Annotated in this window: 17 protein-coding genes and 1 pseudogene; 7 read left to right on the top strand and 11 right to left on the bottom strand. The window is 40.5% G+C overall.

The features are described from left to right. Positions 1 to 184 precede the first annotated feature (184 nt). On the top strand, positions 185 to 490 hold the full coding sequence (locus Q0H92_RS07895; protein WP_296013650.1) for a type II toxin-antitoxin system RelB/DinJ family antitoxin: 306 nt from the start codon (positions 185 to 187) through the stop codon (positions 488 to 490). A 39-nt stretch (positions 491 to 529) separates the two neighbouring features. Here the strand turns inward: Q0H92_RS07895 and Q0H92_RS07890 are convergent, their stop codons facing one another. Genes Q0H92_RS07890 through Q0H92_RS07880 form a run of 3 tightly spaced genes read right to left on the bottom strand, consistent with a single transcriptional unit; the run spans position 530 to position 3,129 of the window. After that, complete coding sequence (locus Q0H92_RS07890) at positions 530 to 862, bottom strand: hypothetical protein (protein ID WP_276779482.1); 333 nt, start codon at positions 860 to 862, stop codon at positions 530 to 532. A 56-nt stretch (positions 863 to 918) separates the two neighbouring features. Beyond that, positions 919 to 2,784, bottom strand: a complete 1,866-nt coding sequence (locus Q0H92_RS07885) for an SUMF1/EgtB/PvdO family nonheme iron enzyme (RefSeq protein WP_296013649.1) — start codon at positions 2,782 to 2,784, stop codon at positions 919 to 921. 3 nt (positions 2,785 to 2,787) lie between these two features. Then, positions 2,788 to 3,129, bottom strand: a complete 342-nt coding sequence (locus Q0H92_RS07880; protein ID WP_296013648.1) for a hypothetical protein — start codon at positions 3,127 to 3,129, stop codon at positions 2,788 to 2,790. A 246-nt stretch (positions 3,130 to 3,375) separates the two neighbouring features. Between Q0H92_RS07880 and Q0H92_RS07875 the strand changes: the two genes are divergently transcribed. Beyond that, positions 3,376 to 4,707 carry an AAA family ATPase gene (locus Q0H92_RS07875; protein WP_296013647.1) on the top strand — a complete coding sequence of 444 codons (1,332 nt, stop codon included), beginning with the start codon at positions 3,376 to 3,378 and terminating at the stop codon, positions 4,705 to 4,707. A gap of 57 nt (positions 4,708 to 4,764) precedes the next feature. Beyond that, a complete protein-coding gene (locus Q0H92_RS07870; RefSeq protein WP_296013644.1) occupies positions 4,765 to 5,367 on the top strand; it encodes a response regulator transcription factor in 603 nt (200 codons plus the stop codon). Positions 5,368 to 5,614: 247 nt separating this feature from the next. Here Q0H92_RS07870 and Q0H92_RS07865 read toward each other — a convergent pair whose 3' ends face one another. Then, on the bottom strand, positions 5,615 to 6,232 hold the full coding sequence (locus tag Q0H92_RS07865) for an ECF transporter S component (RefSeq protein ID WP_296013643.1): 618 nt from the start codon (positions 6,230 to 6,232) through the stop codon (positions 5,615 to 5,617). Positions 6,233 to 6,276: 44 nt separating this feature from the next. Here Q0H92_RS07865 and Q0H92_RS07860 point away from each other — a divergent pair, with 44 nt between their 5' ends. Beyond that, positions 6,277 to 7,341, top strand: a complete 1,065-nt coding sequence (locus Q0H92_RS07860) for a sensor histidine kinase (RefSeq protein ID WP_296013641.1) — start codon at positions 6,277 to 6,279, stop codon at positions 7,339 to 7,341. Positions 7,342 to 7,426: 85 nt separating this feature from the next. Then, complete coding sequence (locus tag Q0H92_RS07855; protein ID WP_296013640.1) at positions 7,427 to 7,864, top strand: Rrf2 family transcriptional regulator; 438 nt, start codon at positions 7,427 to 7,429, stop codon at positions 7,862 to 7,864. Positions 7,865 to 7,994: 130 nt separating this feature from the next. Here Q0H92_RS07855 and Q0H92_RS07850 read toward each other — a convergent pair whose 3' ends face one another. The 3 genes from Q0H92_RS07850 to Q0H92_RS07840 form a co-directional block, all read right to left on the bottom strand. Beyond that, complete coding sequence (locus Q0H92_RS07850) at positions 7,995 to 8,762, bottom strand: DUF4469 domain-containing protein (protein WP_296013639.1); 768 nt, start codon at positions 8,760 to 8,762, stop codon at positions 7,995 to 7,997. 248 nt (positions 8,763 to 9,010) lie between these two features. After that, positions 9,011 to 9,601 carry an ImmA/IrrE family metallo-endopeptidase gene (locus Q0H92_RS07845; RefSeq protein ID WP_296013638.1) on the bottom strand — a complete coding sequence of 197 codons (591 nt, stop codon included), beginning with the start codon at positions 9,599 to 9,601 and terminating at the stop codon, positions 9,011 to 9,013. Between the two features lie 12 nt (positions 9,602 to 9,613). After that, positions 9,614 to 9,931 (bottom strand): helix-turn-helix transcriptional regulator, encoded by a 318-nt coding sequence (locus Q0H92_RS07840; RefSeq protein WP_296013637.1) that lies wholly within the window; start codon positions 9,929 to 9,931, stop codon positions 9,614 to 9,616. A gap of 405 nt (positions 9,932 to 10,336) precedes the next feature. On the opposite strand from Q0H92_RS07840, the gene Q0H92_RS07835 reads away from it, so the two are divergent. Both Q0H92_RS07835 and Q0H92_RS07830 read left to right on the top strand, forming a co-directional pair. Further along, entirely contained in the window at positions 10,337 to 13,648 is a 3,312-nt protein-coding gene (locus Q0H92_RS07835; protein WP_296013636.1) for a helicase-related protein, read from the top strand. 15 nt (positions 13,649 to 13,663) lie between these two features. Beyond that, the gene (locus tag Q0H92_RS07830; protein ID WP_296013634.1) at positions 13,664 to 17,008 is read left to right on the top strand and encodes an Eco57I restriction-modification methylase domain-containing protein; all 3,345 of its coding nucleotides are present in this window, start codon (positions 13,664 to 13,666) and stop codon (positions 17,006 to 17,008) included. On the opposite strand, the pseudogene Q0H92_RS07825 reads toward Q0H92_RS07830, so the two are convergent. From Q0H92_RS07825 to Q0H92_RS07810, 4 genes and pseudogenes are all read right to left on the bottom strand, one after another. Beyond that, positions 17,009 to 17,401: pseudogene (locus Q0H92_RS07825) on the bottom strand (TaqI-like C-terminal specificity domain-containing protein); the annotation flags it as partial. A 24-nt stretch (positions 17,402 to 17,425) separates the two neighbouring features. Then, a complete protein-coding gene (locus tag Q0H92_RS07820) occupies positions 17,426 to 18,268 on the bottom strand; it encodes a nucleotidyl transferase AbiEii/AbiGii toxin family protein (RefSeq protein WP_296013633.1) in 843 nt (280 codons plus the stop codon). Continuing rightward, positions 18,258 to 18,872 (bottom strand): hypothetical protein, encoded by a 615-nt coding sequence (locus tag Q0H92_RS07815; RefSeq protein WP_296013632.1) that lies wholly within the window; start codon positions 18,870 to 18,872, stop codon positions 18,258 to 18,260. The genes Q0H92_RS07820 and Q0H92_RS07815 overlap by 11 nt, the downstream gene beginning before the upstream one ends. A 79-nt stretch (positions 18,873 to 18,951) precedes the next feature. Further along, on the bottom strand, positions 18,952 to 19,734 hold the full coding sequence (locus tag Q0H92_RS07810; protein WP_296013631.1) for a TaqI-like C-terminal specificity domain-containing protein: 783 nt from the start codon (positions 19,732 to 19,734) through the stop codon (positions 18,952 to 18,954). Between the last annotated feature and the right edge of the window lie 63 nt (positions 19,735 to 19,797).

Raw genomic sequence — 19,797 nt, 5'->3', positions numbered from 1 at the left:
TATCGGGTCAAATCCGACAATGACAAAAGTGTAAGCATACCAAGAGACTCTCCAGCACGAAAATGATAAAACTATGAAATTTCAATTTTTACGCCAAATTTACTTGCATTTATAATAATAACATCTTATATTACATGTATAAAACGTTGTGTTGTTAATAAATTACAGTGTATCGAGGACAAAAATGGCGGCAATTACGGTAAATGTGGAACAAAAGGACAAGGAGATTTTCAATTCAATCTGCGCAAAAATGGGAATGAACATTTCCACCGCAATCAATATTTTTATCAAGGCGGTGAACCGCACGCGGACGATTCCTTTTAAAATCAGGGCGGAAGAGGAATACAACGACGAAACGCTCGCAGCCTGCAAGGAAGCGCTGGACATAAACAGCGGAAAAATTAAGGCAAAAAGGTATGATTCATTCAGGGAGGCGATGGCGGACATGGATTTGTGTGTCGCTGAGCCTGAGCCGGAATACAAGGCATGAGAAAATACAAGCTTATTTTGCGAACTTTCGGTTTTGTTTTTATTCCAAATCGGCAAGCAGTTTGTCTGCCTTGTGGTCTGTCATTGAAAGGATAATACCACATTCTTCTTCATTTGCCCTGCGGAACTCTTTCTGAATTCCAAGCGGATTTGCACTTTCCTGATTTTCCGGAATTTTTCCGCGCAACTGTGCGACGGCTTTCATGTAAAGCTGCTCAAGGTTGTAGAATCCCTTTAATTCTTCAAGGTAGCTCTTTATCCGCCTTCTGGTCCGTTCTTCTTTTTTTGTGTTTAAGGTTGAAAGATAAGTCCCCAAAAATGTGACCAAAGAGCCAAGCAACGCAAAGATTCCGCCGATTATCGCCTCTTTCATAAGTGTTTACTCCTATAAAAAAGAGTGCAGAGAAAATCCCTGCACTCATAATTGATTTATCTTACGGATTGAACGATACGGAAACCATATTTGTCATTTCCATAATCACTACCATAAGCTGTTCGATATGTAAAAGGACGCTCGCTTTCGCCATAAGCTCTATCTCTTAAAATTCGACTCGGATCATACTCGTCGGTTTTAGTGTTTACGGGATCTGAAACGGCATTAGAGGAGTATTTTCCTTCAAAATCCCAACACATTTCCCTTACATTTCCAGACATATCATATATTCCAAGTGCATTAGGTTTATACTTCATAACTTCATGAGGCTTATAACTTGATTCACCAGCTACTTCTTGCCAATTGTCACTTCCGCTATATTTGAAAGGACTGTTGTTTTTTCCTCCGCGGGCGGCATATTCCCATTCTGCTTCAGTCGGAAGACGATAGCCATTTGCTTTAAAGTTACATTTAACATTTTTCATATCTCCCTCAAGTTCTGAGTAACACGGTTCAAGACCATTCAGCTCGCTAAGTCTGTTACAGAATTCAATAACTTGTTTAAGCTTAACTCTTACTATCGGCATAGTATCGTCTTTGTAAGTACCTCTACCTTCTTTTTCTCTGGTAACTTGCTTCCACAGACTCTGAGTAACCTCATGTTTCATCATCTTAAAACTTGAAACTGTTACAGAATGCACAGGGCTTGCATCTTCATCTTCGTTGTCTCCCATTTGGAAAGTCCCTCCTTCAACATCAACCATCAGTTCTGCCATTGTCTTTTTGAGAATTTCCCCCGCAAAACTGTCGGCAACGGCATCGAAAGCATCTTTGTCTTTTCCCCATACGAATTTTGCATTGTCAATCTTTAGTTCCGGAAGTGTCTTCAGCCATGTTCTGTCTTCTGGCGCTTCGAATGAAACCAATGACTTGGGTGGATTTCCGTATTCAAGGAAAGCACTGTCAAGCTCAAGTTTTGCCTTTCCGCTGTCAATCAATTTCATGGTTGCCTGATCTATATTTTTAAAAATATACACACTGCCATATATACTCTCATCACCACCCATCATTGAGATGCGGCTGCTTGTATAAAGAGTTTTTCCGTTTTCATCTGAAATTTTTACTTTCAGGTCAATAAGGCAACCTTTTTTTGTTTGTTGATTACCCCAGTTGTCAATCGAATAAGCACCTTCTACAAATGCGGCAGGAATAATCGAATAATACGGATACTTTCCAAAATCTTTTTCATCAAAATAATCTCCCTTATAAGATTGAAAAAGAGCTGCCCCATTTTTTAAGTATGTATCTGTCACAGAAGTAAAATACCTTCCAAAATCAGCCCCTGGAGTATAATTCTTTGGTCTGGTGCCTTTTAATTCCGCCATGTATGCAGATTCTTTTGGCCATCTTTTAGGAATGCCAGTCCAGTCATCCTGCCATGATTTTTCAAGACCGGCAAGGACTGCTTCTGATATTCTTTTATATTTCGCTGACCATTCCCATTTGAGACTTACTTTGTAATTCCCAGTTTTGGTAGCCCGGTCAATGCTGTCTCTTTCCAGTTCGTAAATAATTGCTCTTGGGCTATATTCAGTCCAATATTTCTCATATTCTTTGCAGAAAACAAGCCAGTTGTCATAAATCTCAAATTCATCAAATTCACCGATTCCGGGATTTCCGTTCTTTATGGAATCCGACAAGGCGTTAAAAGCATCCTGAGCTTCTTTTGAATCCCCGGTCGGTTCTGCCGCGACAGCATCATAATAAGTTCCCAACGCATATACGAACTGCTTTTTATTTTCATAATCCTTGCCTTTTGAAAGAAGCTCGTTATAATCTGCGTTCTGCGCAAATGCGGCAAGTGAAGTTGCGGCTGTTAATATGGCTATAATAATCTTCCTTAATTTCATTTTTTTCTTCATTTTCTACTCTTGTTTTGCAAATTTAATGGTCTGACCATCAGCGGTGACGGTAATGGTGTTTTCGTTTATCGTGCAGAAAGGATTTTTTTCTCCATTGTAACTGCTGATAATATAGACTGTGTCGCCTTTTACGGTGTATTTTTCAGTCATTTCGGTTGGTTTTACAGGATTCTGTGTGTCTTTGTCAGTCTGATTAAAAGTTACTTCATCCTTTGTGAATGTAAGCGTGTAGTTCCAATAATTATCAGAGCCTTTCCAAGTCGTGTCAGCAAGTTTTACACCGCCACAGCTCATCAAAGTAACCGCGAGCGCCAATGTTGCAAGCGCAACAAAAAGTCTTTTCATAATAAAATATCCTCCGCGTTTATTGTCCGCCGACTTTTTGAGGCGAAACCTCTTTATTCTGGCAAGATTATACAGTCAGAGTTTTTTCTTGTAGTCAGTAAAAACTCACTTTATTCCTGTGAGTTTTCTCTATGGATTTTGCGGTTTTTTGAACTGTAAATTTAACGATTTTGCGGTAAATTTTGCTTACAAATTCAACGATTTTGTGTTAATATAACACTATGAAATTAACGATTTTGAGGTTTTATGACATTTAAGCGCAAAATTTACGATAAGTTTTTGGAATGGAAAAAAAACTCGGACGGCAAAACGGCTTTGCTTGTTGAAGGCGCGCGTCGTATCGGCAAATCAACCATTGTCGAGGAATTCGCAAAAAACGAATACGAATCATATATTCTCATTGATTTTACGAAAGCGTCGCAGGAAGTTTTCAAGATTTTTGACGACATTTCTGATTTGAATTATATTTTCATGCGGCTTCAGCTTATCTATCATAAAGAGCTTCACGAGCGGAAAAGCCTTGTCATTTTTGACGAGGTTCAGTTTTGTCCAAAGGCTCGGCAGGCAATAAAGCATCTTGTTGCTGATCATCGCTATGATTATATGGAGACCGGCTCCTTGATTTCGATTCGGAAAAATGTAAAGGACATTCTTATTCCAAGCGAGGAACGCACAGTCCAGATGTACCCGATGGATTATGAAGAATTCAAATGGGCTTTGGGCGACACTGTTGCTATAAAGCTTTTGCGGGAATCTTTTGAAAAATATCAGCCGCTTGGCGATGATTTGAATCGTACTATGATGCGCGACTTCAGGCTTTATATGCTTGTGGGCGGAATGCCAAAGGCTGTGAGCACTTACATCGAAACAAACAATATGAGGCTTGTTGACGAAGAAAAACGCGATATTCTTCGGCTTTATGAATCTGACTTTATGAAGATTGATTCAAGCGGGAAGGCCGCGCTTCTTTTCAAATCAATTCCGTCTCAGCTTGAAAAAAATGCCTCACGGTATCAGGTTTCTTCGGTCCTGGCAAACCAGCGCAATTCGACAGTCCTTGAGCTTATCTCCGAAATGGAAAGTTCCAAGACCGTTCTTGTGTCTTATAAATCAGACGATCCGAACGCAGGACTTACGCGGACAAAGGATTTGGAAAACTTCAAGCTTTTCGTCTGCGATACAGGACTTTTTACAACCATGGTTTTTATGGATAAGGATTTTACGGAAAATATTATTTATGAAAAGCTGCTCAGCGGCAAGCTTTCTGTGAATCTTGGGTACCTTTATGAAAATGTTGTCGCGCAGATTCTAAAGGCAAACGGAAACGCTCTTTTTTATTACACATTCCTTGATGAGAAGTCAAGGCACAATTTTGAAATTGATTTCCTTCTCGCGCGAAAGAACAAGGTTTGCCCGATAGAAATAAAATCATCGGGCTATAAGACCCACGCTTCGCTTGATGCCTTTTGCGAAAAATATTCGTCCCGTATTCTGAATAAATATCTTGCGTACACAAAGGATTTGGGAAAGGACAAGGATGTTCTCAGCATTCCAGTTTATATGACGATGTTCTTGTGATTATTCCTGTGAGTTTTCTCTGTATATTTTTGCGTCTTTCTAAGATAAAATATGAGAATGATCAGCGTAATCAGTATTGACGACCATGAAATGATAAGCCTTGGACTTGAGCAGGTGTTTTCGGAAACTGAAGACATCCGGATCTGCCATTTCTGCAAGACAAAAGATGAGGCCGCAGCGTTCATCGGCTCAAAATCTCCAGAAGAGCTAAGGCGGACGGTCGCAATGGTTGACATAAAGCTTGAAAACGGAAGCGGCTTTGATGCGGCGGACTTTCTTATCCGAAGCGGTGTGAACTGCCTTATGTATTCCTCATTTTCAAACGCGGGCTTTGTTGTAAAGACCATGGAGCACAAAATCAAGGGATTTGTCTCAAAAAATGCCGGCAAATCGGAAATCCTGGACGCGGTCCGGACAGTCGCACGCGGCGGAACCTACATCCAAAAGGATTTAATCCCCGGCATGATGTATGTAAGCTCAATCATGGTTTCCCTCACCAAGAAAGAACGCGAGCTTTTGGACTTGATTTCCGAGCATCTTCCGAACGAGATAATCGCCGCTCGTCTTGGAATTTCCAAACGCACCGTAGAAAACTACGTCTCCCGAATTTTCGACAAATTCAACGTGAAGAACCGCTACGAGTTGGGGAAGTATCTGTAGAAAGTTACCGATTCTTTAAGCGTCAATCTGCCTGGTTTGATAAATCCCGCTCTCTTCATTCCACCAAAATACAATCAGTGAACTTGAAGAGTACGACAAGAATAATGACACAATGTTTTATGAATGTGCTGATATGCTTTATATGATGGCAGAGCGCTTTTTAAAGGATGTGCCATTGACGGCGAAATCCGCGATAAGCTGATTATGAAATATCCGATTGCACAGCAGGGAGGATTTGTATGGAAATTTATGATTTTCCAGAAACAGCCAGAATCCTTTCCCCGCCCCGGAAAACGCCCCAGGCGGCGAATGTGCAGATAAGCCTGTCTGCAAAGTTTACAGGAAGGCGCACGGCTATCATAAGCAGGAGCTTTGAACGGAAGCTGTTTTCCCACAAAAACGTAAGAAAATCAGTCTGGCTGCTTGCCTGGTTGTACGCCTCCACAAAACTCAGAACGTAGCTTATGATTCCGCCCGAAATGCTCATGACAAGGCACAGCGCAATACTGAGAACAATCAGTTTTACAAAAATCGCGCGGCCCGTGTCAGTCTTTTTGATGAACAGGATTTTAAAATATCCTGCTGTAAGAGCCGCAAGAAAATGGCAGAGCATAAACAGATGTCCGGGTTCAAGCGTCCTGTTCAAAATAAAGTCAATCAGATGGTAGAAAAATCCGGCAAGCACTCCCCACCATGGCCCTGCAAGAAAACTGAGCGCCATGATAAAAACCGTGTCGCAAAAAAGAGGCAGATGGTTTATCCAGGCCACAAAGTCGCAGATAAGGTAATCTAAAAGGCCGGCAAGAACGCTTAAAGCAAAAAATACAAATCTCTTTCGGCTTGATGAATCAAAATTGAAAATCATGGTTTATTATATCAGCTGTATAAAAAATATGTTATACTCTAAAGATGAAAAAAATCACGGTTTTTATCCTGTCTGCGCTATTCAGTTTTTCGGCTTTTGCTCATAAGGCTCAGAAGCAGACTGAACCGCTTATGATGGAAGGGCTTACTCAAAAGTGGATGGAATGTGAATCGGCGGAGGAAAGTGAATTCGAAAACCGTCTTGAAGACTTTTATGCCGAAGCGCAAAAGGTCTCTCCTTCTGATACCGTGATTTATTATTTTCCGGAAGCAAAGGCCATCTACGAAAACATTCTGGGCGGAATCAATGAAGGCGACAGGCAGAAAATTGCGGAAAACGTTTGCGGCTGGGAAATCCTCCAGAAAAATCTTGCAAGGTTTCAGCTTGAGCAGGTCTATTATTCCTACAGGATTTTGATTTTTGTAATCATTATTGCAGTGCTCGCGTCGCTTGTGTTTTCGGTCATGTATCTTTTGTCGTCAAAACTCCGCAAGGAAAATCTTGCCTTTACCGCCCGGATGATTAAAACACAGGAAGCCGAGCGCGAGCGCATTTCCAACGAGCTTCATGATACGGTCTGTCAGGATTTGGGTGTGCTCCAGTTCCGCCTTGAAGACGAGGAGTCCGTCAGCCTTTGCAGAAAAATCGCATCCGATGTACGCGGCGTCTGCTATGCCCTTACTCCGTCCGATTTGAGCGAAGGAATTCTTGAGGCGCTGATTTCCCTGTGCCATGTCCTGCAGAAACAGAGCGGCGTGAAAATTGTCCTTAGCATTCAGGATGAACTCAAAAACAACAAGGCTTTTAAGACTTTCCCGAAAGACAAAAATCTGAACATTTACCGAATCACGCAGGAAATTATAACAAATGCAATAAAACATTCGGAAGCAGAAAGCATAAGCGTGCTGGTCAGAACCGTTGATGAAAAAAGCTTCAAGATTATCGTTTCTGATGACGGAAAGGGCTTTGATTTGAAAAACGCGCTCAAAAAGAAAAATCATTTCGGACTGAAAAATGTTCAGGCCCGCGCGGAAGGATTCGGCGGCGGAGTCAGCTTTAATACAGAAAAAGGGGCGGGAACGCAGGTGACGGTCGCAGTTCCGTATTAGGACGGAATTCTGCAATCCGGACATCGACATCCTCCCTAATATTGTAATAATTGAAGTTACAGCAAAAATCTGCTAAAGTTGGCGTATGAAAGTAAGCAGCAAATTTACGGTGGCGGTTCACACTTTGTTGTGCATCCATCGGTTCGGCGGGGAAAGGAAAGTCACTTCGGATTTTATCGCGGGAAGCACGGGCGTAAATCCGGTTATTATCAGGCGGACACTTCTTTCGCTCAAGGCAGCGGGCCTTGTGAAGGTTGCGGCCGGAACTGGTGGAGCGGAAATTATTGCGAAGCCGTCGTCGTTCACGCTTTTTGACATTTACAAGGCTTCGGGCAGCCTGGAGGAAAACGTTTTCGGTTTTCACGAGCAGCCGAATCCCGCGTGTCCTGTTGGCGGAAATATTCACAGGATTCTCGACTCTCACCTCGCCGACGCGCAGAAAGCGTTTGAAAAAAGTCTTGCGACAGTGAAATTTTCTGAGCTTGTAAAGGAACTTGAAGTGGCGGAAAAGCAGAAGAATTAAGAAGCCGCTGAGTTCGTAAAATCCGATTTATATCACCCAAATGCCGAGTTTTGACGAGAATTGTAATTTAAATGTTATAGCATTGTAATGACATAAACTATAAAACTCGACATTTAGACTATTCTGCTTTTTATTTTACTGCGACAATATCCGACACTGCGTAAACAAATGTCTTCTTGTCTTCGTTCCCTTTGCGGCTGTTTGTGCGCAGAATAATCCTGTAGCTTTTGCCGCTATCAAGGCTTTCGGGCAGGAAGAATTCTAGCGTCCTTGAAAGATTGCGCATTATGGATTCTGCATTCACCTTGTGCCACGTGCTTTCATCTTCAGAAAAAACTCCGTCCGCGCCACATTCGGCAAAGAAAATTCCTCCTTCATCGCCGGAAATTTTCAGTCTGCCGCCGTCGATTCTCGCTGCTTTTCCAAGTGTAATAGTTCCGTCCTTAAGCCCCGTAAAAAGGTCAGTGACAGAATCAATCGAAGGGCTTGAATCCGCAATCACGATTCTGTTTATCTCCAGCTTTGAGACTGCCTCGTTCGTCTCCTTTGAAGAAGTGAACTTTACAAGCAGCTTTTTTATCTCGGCAGTTTCGGCGGTATTTCCGCTTGTGCCGCTTGCCGCAATGTAGAAAGTTCCCAAATCCATAAGGTTCACGCTTTCGCCCCTCTGCAAGGCCTCTATTATTTCCGCCTTTATAAGGGAAAGAATGTGCTTTGCGGTTATGGCGTTCACGCCGATGTCCTTTTTCTGTGTGCGCGCTATAAGATTGTCAATCGTAACATTGCGCCGGTCAAAACGCGCGTAATATTTTCCGCCCTTGTCAAAGTGATTTTTGTACAGAGTGAGATTTCCGCTTCCCTCTGTGTCCGAATAGTTAATGTTTGTTGTTGTGCTCATTTTATATATTCCTTGTCCGTTTTGGACTGTCTGTTATAAAAAGGTGAGTTTCCTTTTCCGCACTGAACAGAATTTTTGCTTTCCGCAAGATTTTCTGTTGACCAGACACGCAAGACAGGAGTATACTTCTAAAATCAGATTTGAAGATTCTCCGTCAGGAGTGTCTTTTTTTAAAGCCCTTAGAAAATGCCTTACGCACCGCAAATGTTTACGGCAAATTTTAAGGGCTTAATTTTTTGCTTCATTTTTCATACAGCCTCCTCCAGCTCCTGAGCCGGACTAAATAAATCAAGAATCCTGTTTGAAAGAATTCTTCTCACAATGTTCGGGTACTGCCTTATGCGCATGTAGCTGTCAAAGACATAGTTTGCGCAGGTCCATCCAAGCCCGAATTCCTGCATAAGCTCATCAGGGCAGCAAGGCGAAAGTTTTATCACGAACGGCATGGCAGCCTGCGCGTAAGTTGCAAAGCGGTTGCATTCCGCTTTCATTCTGGCAGCCGACTTTCCCTGATTCTCGTACAAGTGCCCGAGCTGAATATGGGCAATCTCATACCAGATTGTAAAACGGACGGTGCAAGGCGGAAGCGAATCATTGTAGTAAATCGCGTACCTTGACTTTGCCGTCATAACAGAAAATCCCTCCTCGTACTTTGAGGTCATAAATTCCCTGTCCTCATCCGAAGAATCTGAATATTTTACAAGCTCAATTCCAAGCAGACGCGCCACCTCAAAGCAGTCCGCCGGATATTTTTTTATTCCCAAGTCCTCAAAAAGACAATTCGCCTCTTCTTCTATCTCATCATATTCACTTCCCAAAAGCTGAAATGCTCTTTCCATTTTTACCTCGTCTTACGCAAAAAGAATTTTCGCGAACCTTTTGCGCTCTTCATCGGTCAAGACTTTTGCATTGCGCGCGATAAGCTCGTAGGCCTGCTCAATTTCCTGTTCCGATGAAAATTTGTGGGCATCTTCGCTTTTTCCAGTAAGATAATCGACCGTCGTGCCCAGCGCATTTGCTATGCTCAGAAGGATTGCGCCCTTCGGAACCCTGTCCCCTTTAAGGTAGTGGGAAACCGCCCCCTCGCTCAAGTTTGTTGCATCGGCAAGAGCCTTCTGGCTCATTCCTGTTTCCGAAAGCAGTTTGCCGATTCTGTCTTTAACAGCCATGCTTTCCATAGTATTTCAATTCCTAATTCAATTCTTGCCTTATAGACGGCACGTCCGCCGCAATTGCCATTTTATTTTGCAGCGCTTTCTATTCGAGTTCAGCATTAACCTCCTAAAAACAATATAATCTACATAGTTGTCATTGTCAAGTGTAAAATTGTCAAAATTTACACATATTGACAGACCGATTCAATCTTCCTGTTTAAACAGGAAAGACGTTCCGCTTAGAACAGGAAGATGCTTTTTGCTCTAGCAGGAAAGGGCTTCCGGCTTGAAGAGGAATGGAGACAGGATTGGAAGAGGAAGAGAATGAAAACCAAAGAAGAAACTTCACACCAGTTTTCCGCATTATTTATAGGAGAAAACAGCCTGCAAAATTTCAAAAATATGTTATAATCGTATATTATGGCTTCAAAATTTTTAACGAATATTGACAAGGAATCTTCTTTATCAGGACGTGTTCAAGCATTAACAAAAAGCAGCTCAAAATTGGATTTTCTTGTCGGATATTTTTTCTTTTCAGGATTCTGTGAAATTTACAGAGACTTGAAAGACAAGCCGCTTCGTATTCTTGTGGGAATGGATGCCGAGGTCAACTTGAACAACTGCATTGTTGAATATACAACAAATCTTGACAGCAAAAAAAACACAGATTCAAAACTTACAATAAAGAGCAAATATTTTGAAAATCTCAAAAATATCATAAACAAAGCTGACATTCTGGACTCTTCAGATTTTGAAAAATCATACCATGTATTTTTGGAAAAACTTGAAAACGGAACTTTGGAAGTAAGAAAAACAAAAGATCCGAACCATGCAAAAATGTATCTGTTCTATCTGCCAAAAGAAACAACGCTTTCCGGCATGGACGAAAGCAAAATTATAATAGGCTCAAGCAATTTTTCCGTGCAAGGATTCAAGGCACGTAATGAAATCAATGTGTATCTGCAGGACGAGAATGACTTTGAGGACGGGAAAAAGATTTTTGAAGAATTATGGGAAGATTCAATTCCAATTGTCAGCAAAGAAAACAAAGACGATTTTAAAGCACTTGTCCTTGAACATACGTGGCTTGAAGCGGCTCCGACACCTTATCTAATGTACATCCGTGTTTTATATGAATATTTCAAAGCGACAGATGATTATATAAAAACGCCGAAACAAATTACCCGCGACAGGCTTAATCAGTTTTTTGATGTGTCCTACCAAGTTGATGCCATAAGGGACGGTGTCGCAAAAGTAAAAAAACATTCCGGCTGCATTGTCGCAGATGTAGTAGGTTTGGGAAAATCAGTCATAGCATCCGCAATCGCAGCGAATCTTGACAAGAGGACGATTATAATTACGCCTCCGCACTTAAAAACACAGTGGGAGGATTATGCCGCCGACTTTGGGCTTAGGGGCTGTAAAGTCTACACATCAGGAAAACTTGAAGATGCAGTCAATGAAAACAAGAACTACACCGACTCAGTAATTATCATAGACGAGGCGCACCGCTACAGAAATGAAAACACAGCGGCCTACGGCTTTCTGCATCAGCTTTGCGCAGGAAATCAGATTATTCTTCTTTCAGCCACGCCATTCAACAATAGACCGGAAGATATTTTTTCATTGATTAAGCTCTTTCAGATTCCGGCACATTCCACAATACAGACCGTAAACAATCTTGGAAATCAAATGGAACAGCTGGTCATTGAATACAAAAAACTGAAAAAAGAACATAGAGCAAAAAAATCAGATGAAAAAGAATTCAATGAGCAGTCAAATAAACTAGCTGAAAAAATCCGTGAAATCTTAGACCCAGTTATCATACGCAGAACCCGCGTCGATTTGGAAAAACTGATAAAATATCAGTCAGACTTAAAGGCTCAAGGCATTCAGTTTTCACAAGTCAAACCGCCTAAATCACAGAATTATGAGCTTGGAGAGTTATCGGAACTATATAAGAAAACTCTTGAACTGCTGACAGATGAAACCAAAGGTTTTAAAGGCACACGCTATAAGCCGATGGTTTACCTGAAAAACGACAAGGCTATTATTTCAAAATATGCGGAGCACTTTGAAGTAGACAATTTTCAGACAGGACAGAGAAACATGGCAAAATTTATGCAGCAGCTCCTTGTTCGCCGTTTTGAAAGTTCAAAATACAGTTTCATCAAAACTCTTGAAAACATACAGAATTCCATGAAAAACCTTATCAAATGGGTTGAAGATTTCAAAAAGATTCCTCTCTATAAAAAAGGCAAATTTCCTGATTTTGAGCAGATGGAAGAATTATGCGATTCCACTGAGGACTCCTTGTTTTCTCTGGATGACATTCTCCAATCCGCTTATTCAAAGGATATGGAAAAAGGTTTGATTTTTGTTGATACTGCGGATATTACCGATGATTTCAAAAAAGATTTGCTTGCGGACATAAATCTGTTTGACAACTTCCTTTCAGAATGGGCGAAAGTAAAGTCAGACCCGAAATTAACTTCCATAGAAAAAAGCATAAAATCTTCCCTAAAAAATGAGCCGCAAAGAAAAATCATCATATTCACAGAATTCTCCGATACTGCTGACTATCTTTCTGAACAGCTAAACAAAGACGGACTGCGTGCAATGATGTATTCCTCAAAGACAGCGACGAAATCCGGCCGGGAAACAATCCGCTCAAATTTTGACGCAGGCTATCCTGAAAATATGCAAAAAAATGACTTTGATGTTCTTGTGGCTACAGATGCCATTTCAGAAGGCTTCAGTCTTCACAGGGCAGGAACGATTTACAACTACGATATTCCGTACAATCCTACAAGAGTGATTCAGAGAGTCGGACGAATAAACAGAATCAACAAGAAAGTCTTTGATGAGCTTTATATATATAATTTCTTTCCAACGGCAACAGGAGAAGAAGTAAGCCACACAGCCGAAATTTCAACATTTAAAATGAAGCTTTTTCAAGCTATTCTTGGAGCCGACACAAAGATTCTCACAGAAGACGAAACAATTGACGGTTATCTTGGAAAAGAATTTACAGAAGAAGAAAACAGCACGAATTCAGTTTCTTGGGATGTAGAATTTAGAAATGAACTTTACAGAATCGAAAACGATGAAAAGGAAGCTCTTAAAGCCGCAATTGAGCTGCCCCACCGTTGCCGCATAGCACGTAAAAATGTCAATTACAAACATACAAAAACGGATTTACTGGATAATGAACTTTTTGACGACATTCAGGAAAAAGGAGTTTTGTTGTTCTCCAGAAAAGGAGACGCATACAGATTCTGCTTTACGGCCCAAGACGGCTCCACAATAAAAGTAAATCCTCAGCAGGCATTATCTTTATTCAGGGCAACAGAGAACGACAAAGGGCAAGCTGTTTCCGACGGATTTTACAAGATGTATGAAAAGGCAAAAGCGGAAAGCGGAATTGTAAGAACCTCAAAACAAAAAAGCAAAACGGCTCAGGAAGCTTTTGGAATTCTAACAGTCATGAAAAACAAAGCGCAAAACAAATCTGATAAAGAATATTTAAAATCTCTATGCGACGCAATAAGCTGGGACTCAATCCCTGCTTATTATATAAAAAAAATCGCAAGGCTAAATCCTACAGAAGATAACGCGCTTGCAGAAACAAAGGCAATAATTCCAGATAGTTACCTTATAACAATTCTTGAAAAAGACAGAAAAATCGATTCTGAACCAGAAACAGTTCTGCTTGCAGAAGAACTGATATAATATTGGAGAAAAAAAATGAAAACTTTTGATGTGTCTAAAGAATACAACAGAGAAAATTTCTCGGAATTTTTAACTGATTTTTTACCGGATGACTTTGAGCAGGCAGAAGAGGAAACTTTCTTTGAATATACAAACATTGAAGAAGGCTATAAATTAGGAACTTCTGAAAGTCTTAACCTTGATGTCTTTGAATTCCGCACAAAGGGCGACCATGATCCGCGTGTTACACTTACAAAAGAAGTTATTTCATGCATGAAAAAATACGGATTCAATCAGAATGTGCTGGCTGTTTTCTATTCTCCAAAATCACATACGTGGCGCTTGTCTTTGATTACTTCGGATTATGAATTTGTAAATGGAAAAATAAAGCCGCTTTACTCAAATCCAAAAAGGTTTTCTTTTAAGCTGGGAGAAGGATGTAAAAAACATACTCCAGAATCAATGCTTTCCAAAAAAGTTACATCATTTGAAGATTTAAAGAAGCGGTTTGATATTGAAGTTGTAACTAAGGAATTCTACCAGGAGCTGTTCAGCTGGTACACTTGGGCTTGCGATCTTTCAACCTATCCGCAAGGAAAAGGAAACAGCGTAAAACAGACTAGCAAAAACAACAAGACAAACCTTATACGGCTTATAACCCGTCTGATGTTCGTCTGGTTTATCAAACAGAAAGACTTGATTCCATCTTGGATTTTTGACGAGATGGAACTAAAAGGAATTCTGTCAGATTTTGATTCTCAAAGCACAGAAAAAGGAAACTACTACAATGCGGTCATCAAAAACTTGTTTTTTGCCACTTTGAACAAAGCCATTGCGGAGCGCGGTTTTACAGATGACGACAAGGCGTACCTGCAATACGGAATCAAGACTTTATACAGGGATGACAACAAAAAATCATTTTTCAAGGCAAGCCACGAGGAAATAATCAGATTATTCAGTTCAGTTCCTTTTTTGAACGGCGGACTTTTTGAGTGTCTTGACAAGCTTGAAGCTTCTGAAAACGGAAACAATATCCAGATTTATAACGACGGTTTCAGCAGGGAAAGTTCTCGCCGTGCTTTTATTCCGAACGCATTATTCTTCCAGAAAGAAAAAGACGGACACGAGGGCATTATTCATATCCTAAACAGATATAATTTTACAGTAGAAGAAAACAGCCCAAGCGATGTGCAAGTTGCCCTTGACCCGGAGCTGTTAGGAAAAGTGTTTGAAAATCTTCTTGGAACTTATAATCCGGAAACAAGCGAGACCGCCCGCAAGGATTCAGGCTCGTTTTATACACCGCGCGAAATTGTGAATTTTATGGTGGATGAATCCATAAAAAATTATCTAGAAAACAGCATTAAGATTTCAATCGAACAAATCAACCAGCTTTTTGATGACAACACCAGCGAGGTAAAATTCAAGAACAACAACGAAATCATCAACTTGCTTATGAACATAAAAGTTCTTGATCCGGCCTGTGGTTCGGGAGCTTTTCCAGTCGGAATTTTGCAGAGACTTGTCAGCTTAATAAGAAAACTTGATTCTTCTTATAATTCAAAGCAAAGTATTTATGAGCTTAAATTGCATTTGATTGAAAACTGCATATTCGGATCCGACATTCAGACAATCGCCGTGCAGATTGCAAAGCTCCGATTCTTTATAACGCTGATTTGCGAACAGGAAAAAGGAAACGACGCAAAAAACAACTACGGATTTGACCCGCTGCCGAACCTTGAGACAAAATTTGTGGCGGCAAATTCACTGATTGAGATTTCTAAAAAAGAAGAAAATATGGCACTCCAACTTTTTGATAACGGAGTAAGCCAAACACGTGAAGAGTTAAAAAATATCCGAGCAAAACATTTTAGCTCACAGACAGCAAAAGAAAAAATGCACTACAGAACTCTTGACAAAGAATGCCGCGAACGACTTGCAAAACTTTTGGAACAGGACAGGCTGTACGATAACGAAGATGCAAAACAACTTGCCTCATGGAATCCTTATGACCAGAACGCGGTTGCCGATTTCTTTGACGCGAACTGGATGTTCGGAATCGAGGACGGATTCGACATTGTGATTGGAAATCCGCCGTATATCCAGCTTCAGAACAACAGCGGAAAACTTGCAAAGCTATACGAAAACCAGAACTACAAGGCGTTTGCAAAGACAGGCGACATTTACTGCCTTTTTTATGAATGTGGCTTTAACCTGCTGAAAGACAACGGTCATCTCTGCTTTATCACATCGAACAAATGGATGCGCGCAGGCTACGGCGAAAAGCTACGCGACTTTTTTGCGAAAAACGTAAATCCGAAGGAGCTTATAGACTTTGCCGGCGTAAAGGTTTTTGAAAGCGCGACAGTTGACACAAACATTCTGCTCTTCCAGAAAGCGCAGAACAAAAAGCAGACTCTTGCCTGCGTCACAAAAAACATGAAATATGATGACTTAGGAAATTTGAGCCATTTTATTCAGCAGAACTCGTCAGCCTGCGCATTCGACAGCCCGGCAAGCTGGGTGATTCTCTCCCCAGTAGAGCAGAGCATAAAGCGGAAGATTGAGAGCGCGGGCGTTCCGCTGAAAGACTGGGACATAAATATTTACCGCGGAGTTCTTACCGGCTACAACGACGCGTTCATAATCAGCGGAGCAAAGAGAGATGAAATTCTTGCGGAGTGCAATACAGAGGAGGAGCGCAGGCGGACTGATGAGCTAATTCGGCCGGTTTTGCGCGGCCGCGACATAAAGCGATACGGGTATGAGTTCGCGGATTTGTATTTAATCGCGACATTTCCATCAAGGCATTACAATATTGAAGAATATCCTGCTGTAAAAAAATATCTTCTCTCTTTTGAAATTGAACGGCTGGAGCAAACTGGAAAAGAATACATTGTGAACGGAGAGAAAATCAAAGCAAGAAAAAAGACAAACAACAAGTGGTTCGAGACACAAGACAGTATCAGTTATTGGGACGATTTTTTTAAGCCAAAGATTGTGTGGTCAAGATTGATGAGGCTTTCAAAAAATGACATAAATAATTTCCCGCGCTTCTGTTTTACAAGCGGAGATTATTTTGTTGTAGACAGCTTGTGTTTTTTCTCAGGCAGTAATGTAGAAGTTCTTGTCAATGAATTGAATTCCGAATTTGCCGCTTGGTATTTTTTCAATAACGTAGCAGTTTTAGACAACGGAGGATTTCAAATGCGTCAGCAATATGTTGAAAATATTCCTCTTCCAAAACTGACAAAAGGAGTTACAAAAAAAACTGTTGACGAGAAAATATATGAAGCGTTTGGTTTCTCCAGTAAAGAAATTGACTTTATAAGAGAAGCCATCAAGCACAAACAACAGGAGGTTTTGAATATAATAAAATAGCTATTTTATTGTAATATAACCAATTGCATCTCGTTCTTCTGCTGTAAGATTATATAGGTCAAAAATCATGGAATCAATTTCTCTTGCTTTAGACTCTGTATATTCTGACTGAATGTCCAAAACTGCTGTTTTAAATTTTATTTCCGTTTTCTCATCAACTTGTATTACAGGAATTTTGTCAAAAAATATTTTGCTTAATTCTCTTGTACCGCCCAGCAATTCAGGAAAAGATTCCCTAAAACAATATTTAAATAATGATGAATTAAAAAACGCAGTTAAAAAAGCCATTGCATTTCCTGTGATGATAAAACATTTTTGGTTAGTCAAAAACGCTTTATCATCATAAACAAAAGGCAAAAATTTTGTCATATTCGGATACACAATCTTTGGCTTAAAAAAATCGTCGAAAAATTTTACTCATTCGAAAACAATATTCGTTATAAATTTGCACGATTCAATGACTGTTTCAAATGAAATATCTTTTGCAAAAGAATTTTTTCTGGCATAGTTTTTCCAGCGGTTTAGAGCCTGAATGTCTGTTTCAAGTTCTTTTAAAAGAATGTTTACATCTTCTTTTGAAAAATTAGTTTTTCGGTATCCGCAAGTTTTTGCAAACGCTTCTTTTAAATTCCGGCAGTCGATTTTATCTATTTTTAATTTATGGATTATATAGACATCGTAAAAGTCCTTGCTTCTGCTGTTAAAAAGTCCTCTGCTGTAAATTGTCTGCAATTTTTCGGCAAGAATTGTCTCTAAGTTATAAGCCTTGAAATTCAGAATGTCTTCGGCAATCAGTCTTTTATAATTGTATGTTATTGCGGCAGGAGTTATCGGGTCGCCGGTTGCTATGTCTATATTCACTGTCTGGCGGATATTCTCAAGATGTCCGATAATGCTTACTGTAAAACCGCCGTATTGGTCTTCGCCTCTTATAGGCTCAATTGATGAGAAATCAAAAGAGATATTGTCGTCTGCATTTTTGGAGATTATGTCATTTATAATTTTTACAAGATTTTCTTCTTCAAGCTCTTCCCCAGCCAGTTTAAAATCCAAGTCCTGCGTGTAACGGTTTTGCACGCCTATAACCGATGAAAGATAAAATCCGCCCTTAAAAATAAAATTTTCAGCGTAGTCAGATTTTGAAAGCCTGTACAAGAACGCCTCGAAAAAATATGTCGCAAGAAGAACATTCGCGCTTGCTCCGGTTTTTGCGGAGAGACTTTTTATGCGGGCCTGCACAGAGTTTTTGCTATAGTTCATTCAGCACCACCATCATTGTGTCATAGACTTTTTTTTGTATTCCCATTATTTTTGCGTATTCAATAAGCCGGTTAGGATTTTTATTTTTCAGTTTTGAATAGTTATAAAGGACTTTCGTGTAAATTTCAGAATCGATTTTTTCTGAACGGCGGATAAGGTCGCAGACTGTTTTTTCCGCATTGTATGCAAGAACTTTATTTCCTAGATTCGTTTCAACTTCAGTAATTCCAAGCTTATAAGTTTCTTTTTTATAGTCCGTGTGAATAATCGCGATATTTTCTTTGGGGCTGAAAGGACGGTAGTTTTTCGGTCCTGTTACTTCAAAAGTCTGGGGAAGGGAATCCGCAAGATTTAGAAGATAAAGGGCAGACTCATAGGAAAAGATGAATTTGGGATACTTATACTGGAACACAAGAAAATCATCTGTAATCCAGTCTGACTTTGCATAGAACCCCGCCGCAAGTTTTTCAAGTTTTTCCTTACGCACAAAGTCCGTCAGAAACCAGGATTGGATTCCATTTTGGTCAACCTGCCTGCGGGTTATATATCCGCCATTTTTGTTGAGAATGTCGCCTAGTTTTGACGAGTTTGTATTTTCTTGCATTTACAACTTATTTTATGATTTTTTGGTTGAAAACGCAAGAAATAATTTTATATAAAAATGCGAACAAGATGGAATTGTTTCATTGCCACTCGATAAAATCAATTTCTTCTTTTGACAGACCGTAGAGTTTATAGACTTTCTGGTCTATTTGTGATTCGCTGTCTTTTTCCGAAAATGGGCTTTTTCCTTTTTTTGGTGGAACAGGAAGTTTTTCTATGAACATAGGCTTGTACTCAAAATATCCGCCGTTCCTCGTAACGCCAAGATTTCGTATATAATAATCGGCCAGCTTGGAATTCAGAATACGCAGCAAATATTCGTCAGCAGGAACAATCATTGGACACGGCGCATTCACGAACATTCCTGCCTGGGCAACGGCATAAGATGCTCGTAAATTCAAGTTTCCCCACACAATCTTTGGCTTAAAAAAATCGTCCAAATATGCGCAGTTACGAAGGTTGTACGGAGTGTCGCCCTGGTCGGCTCTTTTCTCGATTTTATCCCAATATTCATCCAGATGTTTTTTCACCGCTGGATAGTCTTTCTCAACGTCGATTCTTGGAATTCCTTTTTCCTTGATTCCGTTGTGCGTGTTTATCAGCCACAAATCCGCGAACTCATACCCGTATCGCTTTATGTCGCGGCCGCGCAAAACCGGCCGTATAAGCTCATCTGTTTTCCGCCGCTCCTCCTCTGTCTTGCACTCCGCAAGAATTTCCGCTCTCTTTGCTCCGCTGATTATGAACGCGTCGTTGTAGCCGGTTTTTATTCCATAATTGATTGAAATGTCCCAGTCCTTCAGCGGAACGCCCACGCTCTCAATCTTCCGCTTTATGCTCTGCTCGACTGGGGAGAGAATCACCCAGCTTGCACAGCTTTCAAATGCGCAGGCTGACGAGTTCTGCTGAATAAAATGGCTCGTTTT

Source organism: uncultured Treponema sp. (assembly GCF_934725225.1).
In the GTDB taxonomy this organism is placed as follows: domain Bacteria; phylum Spirochaetota; class Spirochaetia; order Treponematales; family Treponemataceae; genus Treponema_D.
The sequence above is the reverse complement of the archived record's forward strand: the minus strand, read 5'-3'. Positions and strand labels throughout refer to the sequence as shown.